The organism is Pseudovibrio sp. Ad46, assembly GCF_001623065.1.
In the GTDB taxonomy this organism is placed as follows: domain Bacteria; phylum Pseudomonadota; class Alphaproteobacteria; order Rhizobiales; family Stappiaceae; genus Pseudovibrio.
This window is the reverse complement of the sequence record NZ_LMCG01000085.1, coordinates 73444-91361: the sequence shown is the minus strand read 5'-3', so window position 1 is coordinate 91361 and position 17918 is coordinate 73444. Positions and strand designations below refer to the sequence as shown.

The window sequence follows — 17918 nt, the reverse complement described above, 5'->3', positions numbered from 1 at the left end:
CCTATACACCCTCAAGCATTTTAAGTGAGGTTAAGGAACGGTCAGCGAAGCGGAGAAAATTGTTCGGATCATCGTGTTCGAGAATGTAGATTTTGGTTCGGCTTTTTTCCTGCAAGGCCGTCAGAATATGACCCCACGGAACGGTGCCGAAGCCGACATCTGCCCAGCCATCTTCATCTGTGCCTTCGCCATCTGGAGCGATGTCTTTGATATGGACTGCGGTGATGCGGGTGCCGTGCGCTTCGATCCAGTCCAGCGGGTCCAGACCTGCTTTGATGATCCATGCGGCATCGACCTCCCATTCCACGGTGGGAGCTTCTGAGATGATGAGTTCCATAGGTATGGTGCCGTCCGGGAGTGGTTTGAACTCGAAATCATGGTTGTGCCAGCCGAAGTGGAAGCCCTTATGCTTGAGCGTGTTGGCCATGTGCTCCAAACGGTGGGCGAAGACGGTCCATTCTCTCTTTGTTGTCGGGCGTTGTTCTGGTGTGAGGTAAGGAGCGAAGATGGTGTGCATGCCGAGGAGGACTGCGATCTTGATGCACTGGTCGAGGTTCTCTTCCAGATCCTTGAAGTCGAAGTGGCCGGAGGGCATGTCGAGATCATACTGATCGAGGAGGTCTCGCACTGTCTGAGCGGCTTCCAATGTGGGATAGAGCTCCTCAAAACCTTCTACCTGTGTGTAGCCGAGGAGGGCTGTTTCCTGAAAAACCTCTTTCCAGGGCTGGAAGTTTCGTGCGCTGTAAAGCTGTAGGCAAAAGTCCATGATACAGTTCCCCTCCAAGAGCAACCAAAGCTAGCTGCCCCGGTTTTATCGCTCTGCACGACAATAGGGTTGCATCTACCTGAAGGGCAAGGGGGCTTGCGAAAGAGGGCGAGGAGAGGGGATCCTCTCCGGAAGCGGTTGTCAGAATCGATGTTTGAGCAAGGGAATTTCATGAATTGATCACACCCGGTGGAGAACATCTGAATAGGGAATTTAGGTTCGAATTATTTCGCCGCGAAAATATTAGCTAGCTTACTAAAACAGAGTTTGGCTGAACACCGCAGTCTTTTCAACGTGTTATTGGTGCAGACTGTTAGATGCAAGAATGACAGATCTTCAACATTTTCTGCCGCACTGGGTGCGTTCTCATCCTAATGGATAACAGCTGAGAGTTTCGTTTTGTCAATTTTCGAATTGACGCTTAAGTGGTTTCGCTTATATTTCGAAATTACGCGAATATGCGCGTAATCGACTGTAAACGAAAATTGACGTGTTGGTTAGGACGTAGTTTAATTTTGATCTCTAATGGCACTTTGTAGGGACGGAGCTGCGTAAGAAAGCAGAACTTGAAAGTGTTCGGGGAGGCTCGTGAAAAATTGACAGATGCGTAGCGTTGCAAAACGGCGCAGTTCTTTAAAAGGCTGGGACCTTTACTAAGAGATTCAGCTCGGCCACCGAGTTGTTTTTTGGAATTACAGTCAGGAATATGAAGGTACCGCAGTGCAAGCAGCGCGTACCGCAGGAAGCAGTTGGGTCGCTTTCTGTTCCGGGAGGGCAACATGCTTGAATTAAGGGGCGTCAGCAAGACTGTTGACGGTATGGACCATATTCGCGACGTGTCTTTGCGTCTTGAAAGTGGCTCATTGAACGTATTGTTGGGACCAACACTGTCAGGCAAGACAACGCTTATGCGTTTGATGGCAGGGCTGGACACGCCAACTGCAGGGCAAGTGCTCGTAAATGGACAGGATATGACCGGTGTTTCCGTGCGCAAGCGCGACGTCGCCATGGTCTATCAGCAGTTCATCAACTACCCGGCTCTCACGGTTTATGAAAACATCGCCAGCCCGCTGCGCGTTGCGGGAGTAAAAGGGGCTGATGTTGATAAGCAAGTGCGCAAAGCTGCGGACTTGATGAAGCTCACACCTTATCTGGACAGAACACCGCTGAACCTCTCCGGTGGTCAGCAGCAGCGTACTGCAATTGCACGTGCGCTGGTCAAAGGGGCGCATCTGGTGCTGATGGATGAGCCATTGGCGAACCTAGATTACAAACTGCGCGAAGAACTGCGCGACGAGCTGCCGAAGATCTTCTCTGAAAGCGGTGCTGTATTTGTTTATGCGACAACAGAACCGACAGAAGCTTTGTTGCTGGGCGGGCGTACAGCCACCTTGCATGAGGGGCAGGTTTCGCAGTTTGGTAATACCATTGACGTTTACCGCAATCCTCAGGACATCGTTACCGCGCAGACTTTCTCTGATCCGCCGCTGAACCTGCTGGGTCTGACGAAGAGTGGTGGTGAATTCCGTACATCAAATGGCACGGTTATTCCGGCATCAGAAGAAGAGAAGCGTCTTCCTGATGGACATTACAAAGCAGGTTTCCGGCCACATCACCTTTACCTGCAGCGCCCAAGTGAAGATGCTGTTTGTCTTCCTGCGGTTGTTGATGTCTCCGAGATTACCGGTTCTGAGAGCTACATTCATCTGACATGCCTGAACCACCGCTGGGTGGCGCTGGAACATGGCATTCATAACGTAGACGTGGATGCCAAGATCGACGTGTTTGTGGATGCCAAGAACTTCATGATTTTTGATGATGAGGGCCGCTCTGTTGCGTCTCTCATGCATGAACCGGCTTAAGGAGGCGAGCATGGCACGTATTGATCTCGACCACATTCGCCACTCTTATTTGCCGACCCCAACAAGCCCAAGCGATTACGCTTTGAAGGAAGTTAACCTGACCTTTGAAGACGGCGGTGCTTATGCGCTTCTTGGGTCTTCCGGTTGTGGCAAGACAACCCTTTTGAACATCATCTCCGGTTTGCTGACACCGTCCGAGGGTGAGCTGTTGTTTGATGGCAAGCCGGTGACGGAGCTGTCGACTGAGGCACGTAACATTGCGCAGGTGTTCCAGTTCCCGGTCGTTTACGACACCATGTCTGTGTACGACAATCTGGCGTTTCCGCTTCGCAACCGCGGTGTTCCGGCAGCTGAAGTTGATCAGAAGGTCAACGAGATCCTGCGGATCATTGATTTGGAAAGCAAGGCAAAGCGCAAGGCGCAGGGCCTGACGGCGGATGAGAAGCAGAAGATCTCTCTGGGCCGTGGTCTGGTGCGTTCTGACACCAACGCGATCCTGTTTGACGAACCGCTGACTGTGATCGACCCGCATATGAAGTGGGTTCTGCGCTCGCAGTTGAAGCATCTGCACAAGCAGTTTGGCTTCACCATGGTTTATGTGACCCACGACCAGACCGAGGCTTTGACCTTCGCGGATAAGGTTGTGGTGATGTATGGCGGCGAAGTTGTGCAGATTGGAACGCCTGATGAGCTGTTCCGCAAACCTCAGCACACCTTTGTTGGCTACTTCATCGGGTCTCCGGGCATGAACATTCTGCCGTGTGAGGTGGATGGAACCATGGCGCGTGTTGGTGGGCACAGTGTGCCGCTGCCATGCGGTCTCGACCCGAAGAAGGTTGCCCAGAAAACCGAAGTTGGTATCCGTCCTGAGTTTGTGAAACTCGGTGGTGCCGGAGAAGGTCTGCCGTTGAAAGTCAACGCTGTTGAAGACATTGGCCGCTACCGCATTCTGCGTGGTGAGATGGAAGGTGTTGCGCTGAACGCCATTGTTGGCGAAGGCATGAGCATTCCGGAAAGTCCGACAGCTCTCTTCGACCCAACACAGACGAACCTTTATGCCGACAGCTGGCTCGTAAGCGAGGGGGCCTGATCCATGGAAAAGACCGTAAACAACAAAGCCTGGTTCATGGTTTTACCGGTTCTTTTGCTGGTGGCCTTTACCGCTGTTATTCCATTGATGACTGTTGTGAACTATGCGTTTCAGGATAGCTTTGGAAACAATCAGTTTTTCTGGGTTGGGATTGAATGGTTTCAGGAACTGCTCAGCTCCGAGCGCTTTCATGATGCCTTGGTCCGCAACCTGATTTTCTCCTTCTCCATTCTTGCAATTGAGATCCCGCTGGGTATCGGTATTGCGCTTTGTATGCCTAAAAAAGGCTGGGGCGTTCCGGTTTGTCTGGTGTTGATGGCGCTGCCATTGCTGGTGCCGTGGAACGTGGTTGGTACCATCTGGCAAGTGTTTGGCCGTGCGGACATTGGTCTGCTGGGTTACTTCCTCAACTCTATTGGCATCAACTACAACTACACGCAGGACCCTGTTGCTGCATGGGCTACTGTGATTGTCATGGATGTATGGCACTGGACCAGCCTTGTTGTGCTGCTGTGCTATGCGGGTCTGGTTTCTATTCCCGAGGCTTATTATCAGGCGGCGCGTATTGATGGGGCGTCCCGTTGGGCGGTGTTCCGCTACATCCAGCTGCCAAAGATGCACAGTGTGCTGCTGATTGCGGTTCTGCTGCGCTTCATGGACAGCTTCATGATTTATACCGAGCCGTTTGTTGTGACAGGTGGCGGACCGGGTAACTCCACGACCTTCCTGAGTATCGACCTTGTAAAGATGGCGATTGGTCAGTTTGACCTTGGACCAGCTGCTGCGATGTCACTCGTCTACTTCCTCATCATCCTGCTGTTCTCATGGGTGTTCTACACCGCGATGAACAACATTGGGACTGAGAAGAAACATTACGCAGGCGAGGAGTAAGCACCATGTCGACAACAACTGGAACTGCAGTCATTGATGGTGGTGTTGCTGCTGGTGGACAGGCTCCACGCAGCCGGACCCGCGCAAAGGCACAGAGAACCGGAAGCCGCTATGCTTTCCTCGTTCCAACTTTGTACATCACGTTTTTGATGCTGCCGATCTACTGGCTCTTCAACATGAGCCTGAAGACCAACCAGGAAATTCTGAGCAAGTTCACCTTGTGGCCGGATGAGCCGACGCTCGCCAACTACATGGTGATCTTCACGGACCCAAGCTGGTACAACGGTTACATCAACTCCATCACCTATGTGGCGCTCAATACGGTTATCTCCGTAGCGGTTGCGTTGCCAGCGGCCTATGCGTTTTCGCGCTATAAGTTTCTGGGTGACAAACATCTGTTCTTCTGGCTGCTGACAAACCGTATGGCTCCGCCAGCGGTGTTTGCGCTGCCTTTCTTCCAGCTCTATTCCGCCTTCGGTCTGATCGACACGCACCTTGCAGTGGCTCTGGCGCACTGTCTGTTCAACGTGCCGCTGGCTGTGTGGATTTTGGAAGGCTTTATGTCTGGTGTCCCGAAAGAGATTGACGAGACTGCTTACATCGATGGCTATTCCTTCCCGAAATTCTTCGGCAAGATCTTCATGCCTTTGATTGCAAGCGGTATCGGTGTGGCAGCGTTCTTCTGCTTCATGTTCTCTTGGGTGGAACTGCTGATTGCCCGCACGCTGACGACCACTGCGGCTAAACCGATTGCGGCCACGATGACCCGTACGGTTTCAGCTTCCGGCATGGATTGGGGTGTACTTGCGGCGGCGGGGATTCTGACAATTATTCCGGGTGCGCTGGTGATCTACTTCGTACGTAACTACATCGCTAAGGGCTTTGCCCTGGGTCGCGTTTAACAGGGAGGCGATTATGGATTTTTCTTGGATGGCCTGGACGTCGCCGACTGCGATTTTCTTCATCACCATTGGCCTGCTGATCTCCAGCATGGCGGTTTGGGAGTGGTTTGTGCCGGGGGGAACACCACGGCATGGGATTTTGAAATTTGAGACGACACGCGGCGACCGCTTGTTTGTTTCGCTGCTGGGCAGTGCGTTTATCTGCCTGTTTTGGCTTGGGTTTGTTAGCGCAAACCTTTGGTGGGCTCTGTTGGTCTGTGTGGCATACGCGTTTTGCGTGTTCCGCTGGGTTTAGGATTGAGCTTTTTTCTCCGCACTGATGTTTAGGGGAACTTTCAGTGCAATCAATTATAATCGGGAGGAATATATATGAGACGTCAGCTTTTAGCGTCCGTTGGCTTTGCAGCCATGATTTGCGCATCCAGCTCTGCTTTTGCAGACATGGAAGCCGCGAAGAAGTGGGTGAGCGACGAATTCCAGCCTTCTACTCTTTCTCAGGAAGAGCAGATGAAGGAAATGGACTGGTTCATCAAAGCAGCTGAGCCTTTCAAAGGTATGGAAATCAAAGTGGTTTCCGAAACCATTGCGACCCACGAATACGAAGCGAAGGTTCTTGCAAAAGCATTTACCGAAATCACCGGCATTAAAGTTACTCACGACCTGATCGGTGAAGGTGATGTTGTTGAGAAGCTTCAGACCCAGATGCAGTCTGGCGAGAACATCTATGATGCTTACGTCAACGATTCCGACCTGATCGGTACGCACGCTCGCTACAAGCAGGTTCGTAACCTGACTGACTGGATGGCTGGTACTGGTAAAGCGGTCACGTTGCCAACTTTGGATGTTGAAGACTTCATCGGTCGCTCATTCACAACTGGCCCAGATGGCAAGTTGTACCAGCTTCCAACACAGCAGTTCGCGAACCTTTACTGGTTCCGCTATGACTGGTTCACAAACCCAGACATCAAAGCTCAGTTTAAAGCGAAATACGGCTATGAGCTGGGTGTTCCGGTTAACTGGTCTGCCTATGAGGACATCGCTGAGTTCTTCACCAACGACGTGAAAGAAATCAACGGCGAAAAAGTCTATGGCCACATGGACTACGGTAAGAAAGATCCATCCCTGGGTTGGCGCTTTACCGATGCATGGCTCTCCATGGCAGGTGCTGGCGACAAGGGTATTCCAAACGGTTTGCCAGTTGACGAGTGGGGCATTCGTGTAAACGGTTGTTCCCCAGCTGGTTCTTCCGTTGAGCGCGGTGGTGCAACCGATGGTCCTGCAGCGGTTTATTCCATCACCAAATACATCGAGTGGCTGAAGAAGTACGCTCCGGCTGAAGCACCAGGCATGGTGTTCTCTGAAGCTGGTCCGGTTCCGGCACAGGGTTCTGTTGCTCAGCAGATCTTCTGGTACACCGCGTTCACCGCAGACATGGTGAAAGAAGGTATTCCAGTTGTGAATGCAGACGGCACTCCTAAGTGGCGTATGGCTCCTTCTCCGAAGGGTGCTTACTGGGAAGAAGGCATGAAGCTGGGTTATCAGGACGCTGGTTCCTGGACTCTCATGAAGTCTACCCCGGAAGATCGTGCAAAAGCTGCATGGCTCTACGCGCAGTTCACCGTTGCAAAGACAACTTCTTTGAAGAAGTCTCACGTTGGTCTGACCTTCGTGCGTGACAGTGACGTTCGTGATGCGTCCTTCACCGAGCGTGCACCTAATCTGGGTGGTCTGGTAGAATTCTACCGTTCCCCAGCTCGTGTACAGTGGACTCCAACCGGTACCAACGTTCCTGACTATCCAAAGCTGGCTCAGCTGTGGTGGCAGAACATTGGTGATGCATCCTCAGGCGCGAAAACTCCTCAGGAAGCTATGACCGCTCTTGCTGCTGCTCAGGACAAAGTTCTGAAGCGTCTTGAGCGTGCTGGTGTTCAGGGCGAGTGTGGTCCTAAGCTCAACGAAGTTAAGGATCGTGATTTCTGGCTGAACCAGCCAGGCGCACCGAAAGCCAAACTGGCTAACGAAAAACCAACTCCGATCACCGTTGACTACGACGAGCTGATCAAGAGCTGGGCAGACGCTTCCAAGTAAGCGTCGCTTCTAAAGTGTCCATCATCGCGAACAGAGTTCGTTTTCGATGATGCGCTTCCAAGACTAAACGAGAAACCCGGTGTCGTAAGGCGCCGGGTTTTTTGTTTTGGGTGTTGTGCTGAGTTGGGAAGTGCAGCTGCAACCAAGGTGGTTGTTTCGTCTTCTGGTTGCGGCATGGTAGGTAGATTTTGCGATGTCTTGGTTAGATTGAAGGGGCTGCTGCTGTGAAGTGTCTACGGATTTACGCAACGCCGGATGGGGAGTCGCATTTTGGTGAGGTTGAGATACCGACGCAGAAAGTGTCGGTGCATCCCGAAGCAACTCCGTTTGATGTAAGCGCCAGTTATCCGGCTTCGCGCGTCCGTTTCTCTCACATTCCAGCAGGTATGAGGCAGGTGGAATGGCATAATGTACCTGATCGGGTTTTGACTGTGAGGCTTGATGGTTCTGTTGAGTATGAAACCAGTGACGGGGAAGTTCGAACAGTCGGCGCTGGGGAGTTCGTGCTTATTGAGGACGCGCATGGCAAGGGGCACCTTTCGCGGCATTCACCTGAGGCTCAGACTGTGCTTTGGATCTCCTTGCCAAATGGGTTGGACGAGCCGTCGTAGATGATGAGTGTAACCAAGCCTCTTTCTTACAATTCCGTATATTAGAATTGCATTTTACAACTGGAATTCCTGCCGTGCCCTGCTAAACTACGTGGAATTGCGAGTGATAGTGCGGCGCGGGAGTGCGCTTTGCCTCAGGGAGTTTCGAGTGTCTTCTTCATTTAAGTCATCAGGTCAGGTTTCCTATGAATTGCGCGGTGATGTTGCGGTTATGACCGTGAGCAATGCGCCGGTGAATGCGTTGTCTCTGGCGATCCGGCAGGATCTGGTTAAGCGTATCAAGCAGTTTGAAGAAGACGATGCGGCGAAGGCTGTAGTGATTGTTGGCGCTGGCAAGGTGTTCATCGCGGGGGCGGACATTCGCGAATTTAAGCGTCCTGCCACTGAGCCGCATCTGCCTGATGTGATTGATGGCATTGAGGTCTGCTCCAAGCCTGTGATTGCGGCCATTCATGGTGTTGCGCTGGGCGGCGGGCTTGAGGTTGCGCTGGGTTGTCATTTCCGCGTTGGGGTAAAGGGCGCCAAGGTTGGTTTGCCGGAAGTGCATCTGGGTATCATTCCGGGCGCTGGCGGCACGCAGCGCTTGCCGCGTTTGGCGGGCTACGAGAAAGCGCTGGAGATGATCCCGAGCGGTGCGCAGCTTGGTGCTGATGCTGCCAAAGCAGCTGGCATTCTGGATGAGGTGAGCGAAAAGGCTGATGCGGTTGCAGCAGGCCTCGCGTTCGCGCGGTCTGTGATCGACAACGGAACGCCGCTGTGCCGTTGCTCTGAGTTGGTTGCTGCGGCTGTTGAGCCGAAAGTGTTTGAGGATGCCAAGGCTGCGGTTGCCAAGCGGGCACGTGGTCAGAGGTCGCCAGTGGTATGCGTTGAAGCCATTGAAGTTGCCAGTCAAACCAGCTTTGCAGATGGCATGGCGAAAGAGCGTGAGATGTTTATGGAGCTGAAGAACTCGGCTCAACACCGCGCTTTATCACATGCGTTCTTTGCGGATCGGGCTCTTGGCAAGCTTCCTGAAATTGAAGGCATTGCTCCACGCGAGTTGAAATCTATCGGCGTGATCGGCGGTGGTACTATGGGCGCTGGCATAGCGACCAGTGCGCTGATGAACGGGCTTTCTGTTACCTTGATTGAGCGGGATGATGAGGCTCTAGGCCGCGCGAAAGCGACGATTGCCAAGAATACTGGTGGTGCCGTTAAGAAGGGCAAGCTTTCAGCAGAGCAGGAACAGCGGATCTTTGCTGAAGCCTTGTCTTTGAGCACGGACTATGCCTCGCTCTCTGACGTGGATCTGGTTGTTGAGGCAGTGTTTGAAGACATCACTGTGAAGAAGCAGGTGTTCCAGAAACTAGACGAGGTTTGTAAGGACGGTGCTGTTCTGGCGACCAATACCTCTTATCTGGATGTGAATGCTATTGCCGCTGTTACCAAGCGCCCGCAGGATGTGATTGGGCTGCATTTCTTCTCTCCAGCGCACATCATGAAACTACTGGAAGTGGTGGTTGCGGACAAGACTGCTCCAGATGTGATTGCGACTGGTTTCCAGCTTGGCAAGATCATGCGCAAGGTTGCTGTTCGGGCTGGTGTTTGTGATGGCTTCATCGGCAACCGCATTCTGGCGACTTATCGTGCAGCTGCTGATGCAGTTGTGGTGGATGGATCATCGCCGTTTGAGGTGGACGAGGTGATGCTGGAGTTCGGCTTCCCGATGGGGCCATATGCAGTCGCTGATTTGGCAGGTCTGGATATCGGCTGGGCAACCCGTAAGCGGAAAGCACCAACCCGTGATCCACGTGAACGCTATTTCACATTTGCAGACCGCATGTGTGAGCAAGGCTGGTTTGGGCAGAAAACCAGCAAGGGCTATTACGTTTATGAGGAAGGTGCGCGGAAAGGCACGCCAAACCCTGCTGTTCTCGAGATTTTGACAGAGGAACGCAAAGAAAAACATATCAACGCACAAAACCTTTCAAAAGAGCAGATCCTTGATCGGTACATGGCAGCCATGGTGAATGAGGCTGCAAAGGTGGTTGAGGAAGGCATTGCCTTGCGGCCGCTGGACGTGGATATGACGCTGATCTACGGCTATGGCCTCCCGCGTTGGCGTGGTGGCCCGATGCAGTATGCGGATGAGATTGGGCTTGAGGAAATCCTCAATAATATCAAGGTGTATGCGCAGGAAGATGCTTACTTCTGGCAGCCTGCGAAGCTGCTTGAGGAGCTGGTTGCCTCTGGCAAAACATTTGCTGACCTGAATGCTGAGCGGGGGAATAACCCGGCAGCGAAAAAGCACGAGAACGCTTGATTCTCTTCAGTTGCATCGCCATCTTCTAGTGGTGTACCCTTTGGGTAGCTCTAAAACAGCGCACATAGCAACGGTGCTGTTTTGGATGTTTATTTGCGTATCCTGAACCGAAAACCGGCGCCGGTTTTGGAAGATATGCCCGTTGGAGATGGTGATGCTGAATTTTCTGGAATATATAACCGGGCGGGTGATTGCGATTTTGTTCGCGATGGCTTTACTGGCATTTATCCTCCTCATTATCGGATTTGCCTCCGGCCTGATGCTGGCCGTTATTGCCATCACTATCCCCATTGTGATCCTGAAGATCCTGTTCGGCAAGAACAAGCCCAAGATCACTTATCACTATGAGCGCAAGGATTAAGAGATCGGGAAGTTTTTGACCTCGTTCTCGCCCCAGGTTTCCATTGCCTGAAGGACCGGCTGTAGGGATCTGCCCTTTTCTGAAAGGAAGTATTCCACATGCGGCGGTACAACTTCCATAACTTTACGGTCGACAATTCCATCCTCTTCCAGAGAGCGGAGTTGTGCTGTCAATAAGCGTTGAGAAACACCGGGCAGTTTGCGTTTTAGCTCGTTGATTTAGTTTTTGAATTTGCATTGAGGAATACGTTTGTGAAGCTGCAAGAAGGAACAATAAATCTACCCGGTGACCGCGCCCTTGCATGGAGTGAATGGGGTGATGCTGATGGGCGGCCTGTGATTTTGTGTCAGGGTGCAGGAATGGCCTCTGCCATTTCGTTTGGAGAGCAAATCGCAAAGGATCTGGGTCTGCGTGTTCTCTCGGTTGATCGTCCGGGATTGGGTAAGTCCGGTGCAGATCCTGAGAAAAACTTTGAAAGCTGGGCAGAGGATATCAAAGAACTGCTTGATTTTGTGAAGGCCGATCAGGCGTTTGCGATTGGCTTTTCGCAGGGGGCGCCTTTTGCATTGGCACTGGCAGCTTCTGGTCTTGTTGATGGGGTTGCGGTTGTGTCCGGTCAGGATGAGCTGGCTTTCCCCGGTATGTTTGCCAAGCTTCCTGATGAGTTGAAGGGTATGGTTTCTTTGGCTTGCGATGATCCGGACCGTCTTGAGGCTGACATTGCAGGCATGGCGACAGCAGAATGGTTGTGGCAGATGATTGAGGGGATGAGCGGGGAAGAGGACCGCGCGTTTTATGCCTCAGCATCGTTTGCTCCTCTTTATCGTGATGCGCTGGCCTCGGGCTTCGCTCAGGGAGCGGCCGGCTATGCCCGTGATACGCGACTTGCGATGGGGCGCTGGTCGTTCAGCGTTGAGAACATCAAGCAGGACGTGCAGTTATGGTATGGCCTCAAGGATACGAGCCCGGTGCATTCGCCTGATTTTGGCAGCACCCTTGCCACGCGTCTGAGCTGCTCTGAGCTCCATCAGATTGCAGCGGAGGGGAGTGCGATCCTCTGGACTCAAGCTGATGCTATCCTGAGCAGGCTGGTAAAATGTAAAGGCTAAGCAATAAGCCCGGCCAAGAGTTCTGCTGGGCTTTATGCACTTAGGCTGATCGCTTCTGTAAAGCTGTAGGTTCAGACCGGAATAAATATCTGCCGCACATCAGAGCTTCTGGCCACTGGTGCATCGTCTGTGTGGAGTGTCTGGTATCTATGGGCATCTTCTGAGTAGGCTTTTCCCGCGCCGTGATAACCGGCAACTTCCGGGCTTTCAAAGCCAGCACTCTTGAGTTCATTCGCTAAGGACTGCGCAAAAGGGAAAACTTTGGTCCCGTCGAGTTCTGGATCCTCTGGTGCATCTATGAAGCCAGGTTCGGAGGAAAGTTTCAGTTCTTCCGGGTCAAATGACTCTGGTGCGGTTGCATCTGCGCTGTAACAGCTTTCGACGCGTATATCGATGAAAGATTTATCCAGACCGCCTTTTGAGAGTTGCTCAGCCAGCCCTTTTGAGGAAACTGTTTCATAGCCTTCCTCACTGGCGCTTCGTTTGCTGGAGATTTCGTTAGAGCCGTTAGCGCCGTGGCCGAGTACGTAGATTTTGTTCTCACCGTTTTTCAGCGTGCCCAGAATGCCGGTTTTCTCATTGCTGATAATGTTTGCCTGCTGCAGAACATCTGCTTCAAAGGAATAGTTTTGTGCCAGCTTCAGCATGTCTGTGTAGGCATCTGATGATACAAAATCCAGAAGCTCAAATCCCTCAAGGTTCAGCTCCGAGATGACTGCATTTGCCTTTTCGCGAATGTCACTGGCCTGAGCCTGGTTCTTTTCTACCAGCTGCTGCTTGAGCGTTTCCAGTTTGGTTTTAGCAGCATCATTTGCCACGATAATATGGCGTGGTTCCTTACCAGCCGTGTTGCGGGCTTGATTGGTGCCTGCTGCGAAAAGTAAGACATCCTCAGATGCGAAGGGTGCGTAGTAGAAGCCTGTTTTGTGTTCCGGTTCTGCCTCTAAGGCGGAATCATTCAAGCTTGAGGATTGTGTGCTTTTAGTATTAACTTGCGCGAGGCTTGCGTTGTTTTCAATTTGAACAGTTGTTTGTGTTGTATTTACATTAGATATGGGCATGAGGCCACCGTGTTTATTGAGAATCAATAGTAATTGGTGGTTGTATTGTTGTGATTTAGTTTGGTTGATGGCTGTATTGTTTGATACAGCACGCATAGATTGTTTGTAGGTAGTAATATCTACTGGCTCTGAGTAGGTTCGTCGGCTTTGCGTTGTTGCCTTGAGACAGCACAAAGCCCGGCAGATTGCTCGACCGGGCTTTGTTGTCTCTTAAATTTCAATCGGCTAGTTCAGCTGAGTTGCATCACCCATGGAGAAGAAGAGGGTTTCGCCGTTTGCATCGTCCACGCCATCATTGTCGGTGGAGATGAGGATGCGACCATCTTTGGTGATTGCCAGACCTTCAACCTTGTCCGGTGTCCAGCCGTTGGTTGCGGACATGGCTGGGAGAAGATCGAGAGTAACCTTCTTGGTCAGCACTGGCAGCTCAACGCCATGCGGGGCAGGGGTGACACCTTCCAGAGAGATCACAGTAACCTGCTTGATGGCTGCTTCCTTGCCGCCTTTGTTGTCACGCTCTACGACTGCGAACTTGCCGTTGCCAAGAGATGTGATTTCGGAAAGACCGACCCAGCCACCGGCTGCGCTACGTGGTGCATCCAGCGGGTAGTGCACAAAGCCCCAGCTCTCATCAGCAGGGTTGTAGATGCCGATCTTGGTCATGCCCTTTGGATCGTCGTTCCACTCACGCTGTACAGCAACGGCCACGAGAGTTTTGCCGTTCATCTCAAACTCAGTTACGCCTTCCAGAGAGAAGCGTTTTGCCTGTGCGATGAGGCTCTCTGGTAGTTTGATCTCTTTTTCGATGATGCCATGCGCAGAGGCTTGAAGCAGGAAGTGCTCCATTTCCTTCTTCGCGTTGCCTTCTGATGCCAGCCAGAAGCCGCCGTCTTTGCGCAGGGCAATGCCTTCGAGGTCGTACTTCTTGGCGGTGCCGCCGGTCAGATCCATGTGGCCTGTGATTTCAACGGGCTGTTTGGAAACATCCAGCGTGAAGATGCGGGCGTTGTCGTAGAAGCTGTCTGAGACGGCATAGAGTTTGTTGGCATCGGTTTTGTCTGCGACCATGCCGGAGATCGCGCCCCAGCCGATTGGTGCGTTGGTTTCCGGGTCGATGTTGGAGACCAGCTGCGGGTACTCAGCAGAGGTCGCGCCAAACTCATAAAGACCGACATGGGCGCGGACTTTGTCCTTCACGTTATCCTTCTCGTTGGCAACAACGAAGAGATTGCGGGATGGGATCGCCAGCAGGCCTTCCGGGCCGATGTGCGTTGGCAGGAACTGAACGAACTCAGGTTCGGTGCCGGTGTCGCGGTACACTGCTACGAAGTTTCCGCGTTCGGAGTTCACGAAAATCAAGGTCTCGCCGCCGAACTTACCAACGGTTACACCCTCTGGCTCAGTGCCCTTCTTGTGCGCACGCTTGGCCGGGTAATGCCCGTGTGACATGCCCAGATGTTCCATCTGGTTGCCACTGTCAAACTCGATGGTGCCGTCTTTGTTCCAGATGGTGAACCCACGAGACCCGCCTTTGTAATCCCCCTCATTTGCCGTCACAAAGCGATTATTATCAATCCAGGCCACAGCATCCGGTTCACGGGGAATATCTACCTTTGATCCAGACGCATCAGAGGCGCGAGCTTTCTTGACCGGTACGTTTTGTGCTGTCGCGGTACCAGCAGAGAAGTGATTGGTGATCTTGCCGGAAGCGAGGTCAACGATTGCGAGGTGGTTGTTTTCCTGAAGGGTAACAACGGCTTGGTTGTTGCCGTTGATGGAAACAAACTCTGGTTCCGGATCATCTCCGCTTTCAGCTGCAAGGCCTGTCATTTCCACGATACGCACGGCATCGCAGTTTTTCGGCATGCCGTTTTGGTCCAGATCGAAGATGGTGAGGAAACCTGCAGGCATCTGCGGCAGAGCACCATCGTTCAGCTCTTCGTCGCGCTCATTTTCAATGGCGATCGCAAGGAACTTGCCGTCCTTGGACACTGCAACGGAGTCTGGTTGACCTTTGACATCACACTTCGCAACAATCTGTTTTGTTGTGGTGTTGATAACGGCCACATAGCCAGAAGGTGCGATGTAACTCTCAGAAGTGTTGACGCCTGCGAATGTGTAATTGCCTGAGATTGCAACAGAAGTTGGCTCACCGCCCAGAGCTGTGCGCCCTGCTGGCTTTGGCTGTGTTGGGTTGGTTGCATCAAGGAAGACGATTGCTTCCTGAGGGCCATCGGTGAAAGCAAGGGTTTTTCCGTCTTCAGATGCAGCAATGATTTCTGCGACGGTTTCGGATTTGCGGTCTACGCCTTCCGCCAGTGTTTCGTAAACCGGCATGGTCGCGATGCGTTTAAAGAACTTTGCTTCAGATGCATTTGCAGTAGAAAAACCAGCTGCCAACATAGCAACGGAAATGCCGCCCAAGAGTGAAGTGCGAAGAACGCGCATGAAAAATCCCCTGTCAGAATAGTTTTGCGGTTAAGTGCTTTCTGGTTAGGGGCACCGCATGGCAGGCCTATGAATGTTTGTTGAAGCTTTGATGACTAAGGCGTTGCGGGTTCGATGCCGTCGATGGCGTCTATGAAGGGCTTTTTGGGCTTTAGGGCGAAGCCTTTGTCGTGCATCTGGGCGGATTTTATGCGGTCGAGACGGAAGGTGCGGACGGCGCTGCGAAGGTGATCCCAAGCCATAATGTACCAAACCGGGTAACTCAGAAAAAGGTAGTGTGGCTCGATGGTTCGGTGAGAAAGGTTGCCGTTCTGATCGCTGTATTGGATATGGATGCACTTGCTCATCAAGAAGGCTTCGTTGACAGGGCTTATTGCTTCGCTGTCAAATTCTTCAAAAGATCCATAGACATGAAGAGAAGCCGTTTCGCCAATCCAGATGCGGGACTTCAATGTGTCGACACGGGAGCGGAGCTCTGGAGAGAAGGACGCAATCAACTTGCGGCGGATCGGTTTGAGGTTAGCCAGCAGCAGAGGGGAGCGCATGTTTTCTGCGATGGCGAGGCTGATGAGGAGGTCGATCGCTTCCTTGTATTCCAGTTTGAGGCGGCCAACACCCCAGCGGGATTGAAGGCGGATGCCGCCTCCGCGACCTTTATCTGCCTCAATGGGCAAGCCACGCTCGCGGAGCAGTTCCAGATCCCGGAACAAAGTTCTTTGGGAAATGCCGAGCTCATTTGCCAGATCATGCGTTGTGGGACACTCACCAGATTTGAGCAGTGCTTCTATCTGCTCAAGCCTATCAAGGCGTTTTAGGGCTGTCGCTCTGGTTGCTCGGCTTGTTTCATTGCTCATCAAAGAAATGTGTCATTAAATGACATATATGTCCATACAAACAGGTCATCCGAATATTGAAGGAAAATAATGATGACCAACCAAGTGATTGAGTTTGCACCCTTTCATCTTGCTGAGGGCAAGAGTGAAAGTGATCTTGTTGCTGCTTCTGAGCAGTTCCAGGCGGAGTTTTTGAATGAGCATAAAGGGTTTGTTCGCCGTTCATTGGTGAAGCATGAAGATGGTGCTTATGCTGATATTGTTGTTTGGGCGGATAGCAGTGCAAGTGAGAAGGCTTTTGCCGCCGCTGGTCAACATGAAGCCGGGCAGGCGTATTTTTCTTTGATTGATATGAGCCGTGAGCATCAGCCGCGTAAAGCTGGTGCAATGGAATTCTTTAGTGTGGTGGGTACATATGGCTGAGCCTTTTAAAGAGGTTTTCAATCAAGCATCTATTGAACGGATGGCCTCTGCTTTGGCAGGGGTTCATCCCTCATTTCTTGCTTCTGGTTTCACAACTGAAGCTCTAGATGGTTTGAGTGAGCTGGAGCTGAAAGAGCGTTCGCTCCATCTGGCGCGTTGCTTGCGCCGTTATCTCCCTGAGGATTATAGCGAAGCGCTGCGGATTATGATGGCGACGCTCTCGGCTCCGTTGGCTATGGAGGATGAGCCAGTCTGGGAGAATGATGGAAGCGGGCTTTCTGGCTTCATAACAATGGCGTTCTCTGATTACGTGCTGCTTTATGGCCTGGAGAAGTTTGAGCTTTCCATGGCTGCTATGAAAGAGATGACGCGTCGCTTTTCAGCTGAGTTTGCTATTCGTCCGTTTATTGAACGCTATGAAGAGGAGGCAATGACGCTTCTTGCTGAGTGGGCTGAGGATGAATGTGCGCATGTGCGGCGGCTTGTTTCTGAGGGAACACGGCCAAGGTTGCCATGGGGACAGCGATTGAAGGGCTTTATTGAAGCCCCAGATAAGTGCCTGCCATTGTTGGAGAAGCTTAAAGATGATGAGACGGAGTATGTGCGCCGGTCTGTTGCCAATCATCTGAATGATATTTCCAAGGATCACCCTGATTTAACTGCGGGGGTTTGTGGGCGCTGGCTCGAGCAACCAACCGAGCGTAGATTGCGGTTGGTGCGGCATGCGTTGCGGAGCAATGTGAAGGCGGCCCATCTGCCGAGCCTCGCCGTGCTTGGATATGATGCAGAACATACGCGTGTGGTGCGCAGTGCGTTGGATACTGATCGGGTGGTCTATGGGTCAGGACTGACCTTTTCTGCGGAGATAAGCAATGCCTCTGAGAAGGCAGTTCCATTTATGCTGGACTTTGTCATCTACCATCGCAAAGCGAACGGGACACAGGCCCCAAAGGTGTTCAAGTGGCGGAGAGGCGAGTTGAGCGCTGGGCAGACGCTGCGTGTTTCAGGCAAACACAGTATTCGGCCAATCACAACACGTCGGTATTACGAGGGAGAACATCGGCTGGCAGTGTTGCTGAACGGAGTTGAGACGCCGATTGGGTCCTTTGAATTGGTTGGTGTTGAAGAGGTGGTTGCTTAACTGCCGAATGAGCAGGCCTTGACACCGTGC

The 17918-nt window shown here is 52.3% G+C and carries 17 protein-coding genes; 12 read left to right on the top strand and 5 right to left on the bottom strand.

Annotated features, from left to right (window positions below; translation table 11 throughout):
* Position 1: 1 nt before the first annotated feature.
* Complete coding sequence (locus PsAD46_RS27430; protein WP_063308350.1) at positions 2-766, bottom strand: sugar phosphate isomerase/epimerase; 765 nt, start codon at positions 764-766, stop codon at positions 2-4.
* Positions 767-1545: 779 nt separating this feature from the next.
* Here PsAD46_RS27430 and PsAD46_RS27425 point away from each other — a divergent pair.
* From PsAD46_RS27425 to PsAD46_RS27385, 9 genes are all read left to right on the top strand, one after another.
* Positions 1546-2628, top strand: coding sequence for an ABC transporter ATP-binding protein (locus PsAD46_RS27425; protein ID WP_063308349.1), 1083 nt, complete (start codon positions 1546-1548; stop codon positions 2626-2628).
* Positions 2629-2638: 10 nt separating this feature from the next.
* Positions 2639-3718 carry an ABC transporter ATP-binding protein gene (locus PsAD46_RS27420; protein ID WP_057465482.1) on the top strand — a complete coding sequence of 360 codons (1080 nt, stop codon included), beginning with the start codon at positions 2639-2641 and terminating at the stop codon, positions 3716-3718.
* Between the two features lie 3 nt (positions 3719-3721).
* On the top strand, positions 3722-4609 hold the full coding sequence (locus PsAD46_RS27415) for a sugar ABC transporter permease (RefSeq protein ID WP_063308348.1): 888 nt from the start codon (positions 3722-3724) through the stop codon (positions 4607-4609).
* Between the two features lie 149 nt (positions 4610-4758).
* The gene (locus PsAD46_RS27410; protein ID WP_244271793.1) at positions 4759-5511 is read left to right on the top strand and encodes a carbohydrate ABC transporter permease; all 753 of its coding nucleotides are present in this window, start codon (positions 4759-4761) and stop codon (positions 5509-5511) included.
* A gap of 13 nt (positions 5512-5524) precedes the next feature.
* The gene (locus tag PsAD46_RS27405; protein ID WP_057465479.1) at positions 5525-5806 is read left to right on the top strand and encodes a DUF2160 family membrane protein; all 282 of its coding nucleotides are present in this window, start codon (positions 5525-5527) and stop codon (positions 5804-5806) included.
* A gap of 74 nt (positions 5807-5880) precedes the next feature.
* The gene (locus tag PsAD46_RS27400; protein ID WP_063308347.1) at positions 5881-7599 is read left to right on the top strand and encodes an ABC transporter substrate-binding protein; all 1719 of its coding nucleotides are present in this window, start codon (positions 5881-5883) and stop codon (positions 7597-7599) included.
* A 224-nt stretch (positions 7600-7823) separates the two neighbouring features.
* On the top strand, positions 7824-8210 hold the full coding sequence (locus PsAD46_RS27395; RefSeq protein WP_063308346.1) for a hypothetical protein: 387 nt from the start codon (positions 7824-7826) through the stop codon (positions 8208-8210).
* Between the two features lie 148 nt (positions 8211-8358).
* The gene (locus tag PsAD46_RS27390) at positions 8359-10512 is read left to right on the top strand and encodes a 3-hydroxyacyl-CoA dehydrogenase NAD-binding domain-containing protein (protein WP_063308345.1); all 2154 of its coding nucleotides are present in this window, start codon (positions 8359-8361) and stop codon (positions 10510-10512) included.
* A gap of 154 nt (positions 10513-10666) precedes the next feature.
* Entirely contained in the window at positions 10667-10873 is a 207-nt protein-coding gene (locus PsAD46_RS27385; protein WP_152986835.1) for a hypothetical protein, read from the top strand.
* Here the strand turns inward: PsAD46_RS27385 and PsAD46_RS27380 are convergent.
* Positions 10870-11091, bottom strand: coding sequence for a winged helix-turn-helix transcriptional regulator (locus PsAD46_RS27380; protein WP_084404554.1), 222 nt, complete (start codon positions 11089-11091; stop codon positions 10870-10872). The genes PsAD46_RS27385 and PsAD46_RS27380 overlap by 4 nt on opposite strands.
* A 33-nt stretch (positions 11092-11124) precedes the next feature.
* Here PsAD46_RS27380 and PsAD46_RS27375 point away from each other — a divergent pair, with 33 nt between their 5' ends.
* Positions 11125-11982 (top strand): alpha/beta hydrolase, encoded by an 858-nt coding sequence (locus PsAD46_RS27375; protein ID WP_063308344.1) that lies wholly within the window; start codon positions 11125-11127, stop codon positions 11980-11982.
* Positions 11983-12053: 71 nt separating this feature from the next.
* Here PsAD46_RS27375 and PsAD46_RS27370 read toward each other — a convergent pair whose 3' ends face one another.
* The 3 genes from PsAD46_RS27370 to PsAD46_RS27360 all read right to left on the bottom strand — a co-directional run bounded on the left by PsAD46_RS27370 (position 12054) and on the right by PsAD46_RS27360 (position 16345).
* On the bottom strand, positions 12054-13043 hold the full coding sequence (locus PsAD46_RS27370; protein ID WP_208982072.1) for a hypothetical protein: 990 nt from the start codon (positions 13041-13043) through the stop codon (positions 12054-12056).
* 225 nt (positions 13044-13268) lie between these two features.
* Positions 13269-15491: an esterase-like activity of phytase family protein gene (locus PsAD46_RS27365; protein ID WP_063308343.1), complete on the bottom strand. Its 2223-nt coding sequence runs from the start codon at positions 15489-15491 to the stop codon at positions 13269-13271.
* A 95-nt stretch (positions 15492-15586) separates the two neighbouring features.
* Entirely contained in the window at positions 15587-16345 is a 759-nt protein-coding gene (locus tag PsAD46_RS27360; RefSeq protein ID WP_063291462.1) for a WYL domain-containing protein, read from the bottom strand.
* A 69-nt stretch (positions 16346-16414) separates the two neighbouring features.
* Here PsAD46_RS27360 and PsAD46_RS27355 point away from each other — a divergent pair, with 69 nt between their 5' ends.
* Together PsAD46_RS27355 and PsAD46_RS27350 are read left to right on the top strand one after the other, a co-directional pair.
* Positions 16415-16747 (top strand): hypothetical protein, encoded by a 333-nt coding sequence (locus tag PsAD46_RS27355; protein ID WP_063308342.1) that lies wholly within the window; start codon positions 16415-16417, stop codon positions 16745-16747.
* The gene (locus PsAD46_RS27350) at positions 16740-17888 is read left to right on the top strand and encodes a DNA alkylation repair protein (protein WP_063308341.1); all 1149 of its coding nucleotides are present in this window, start codon (positions 16740-16742) and stop codon (positions 17886-17888) included. Before PsAD46_RS27355 ends, PsAD46_RS27350 begins: the two co-directional genes overlap by 8 nt.
* The last annotated feature ends 30 nt before the right edge of the window (positions 17889-17918 follow it).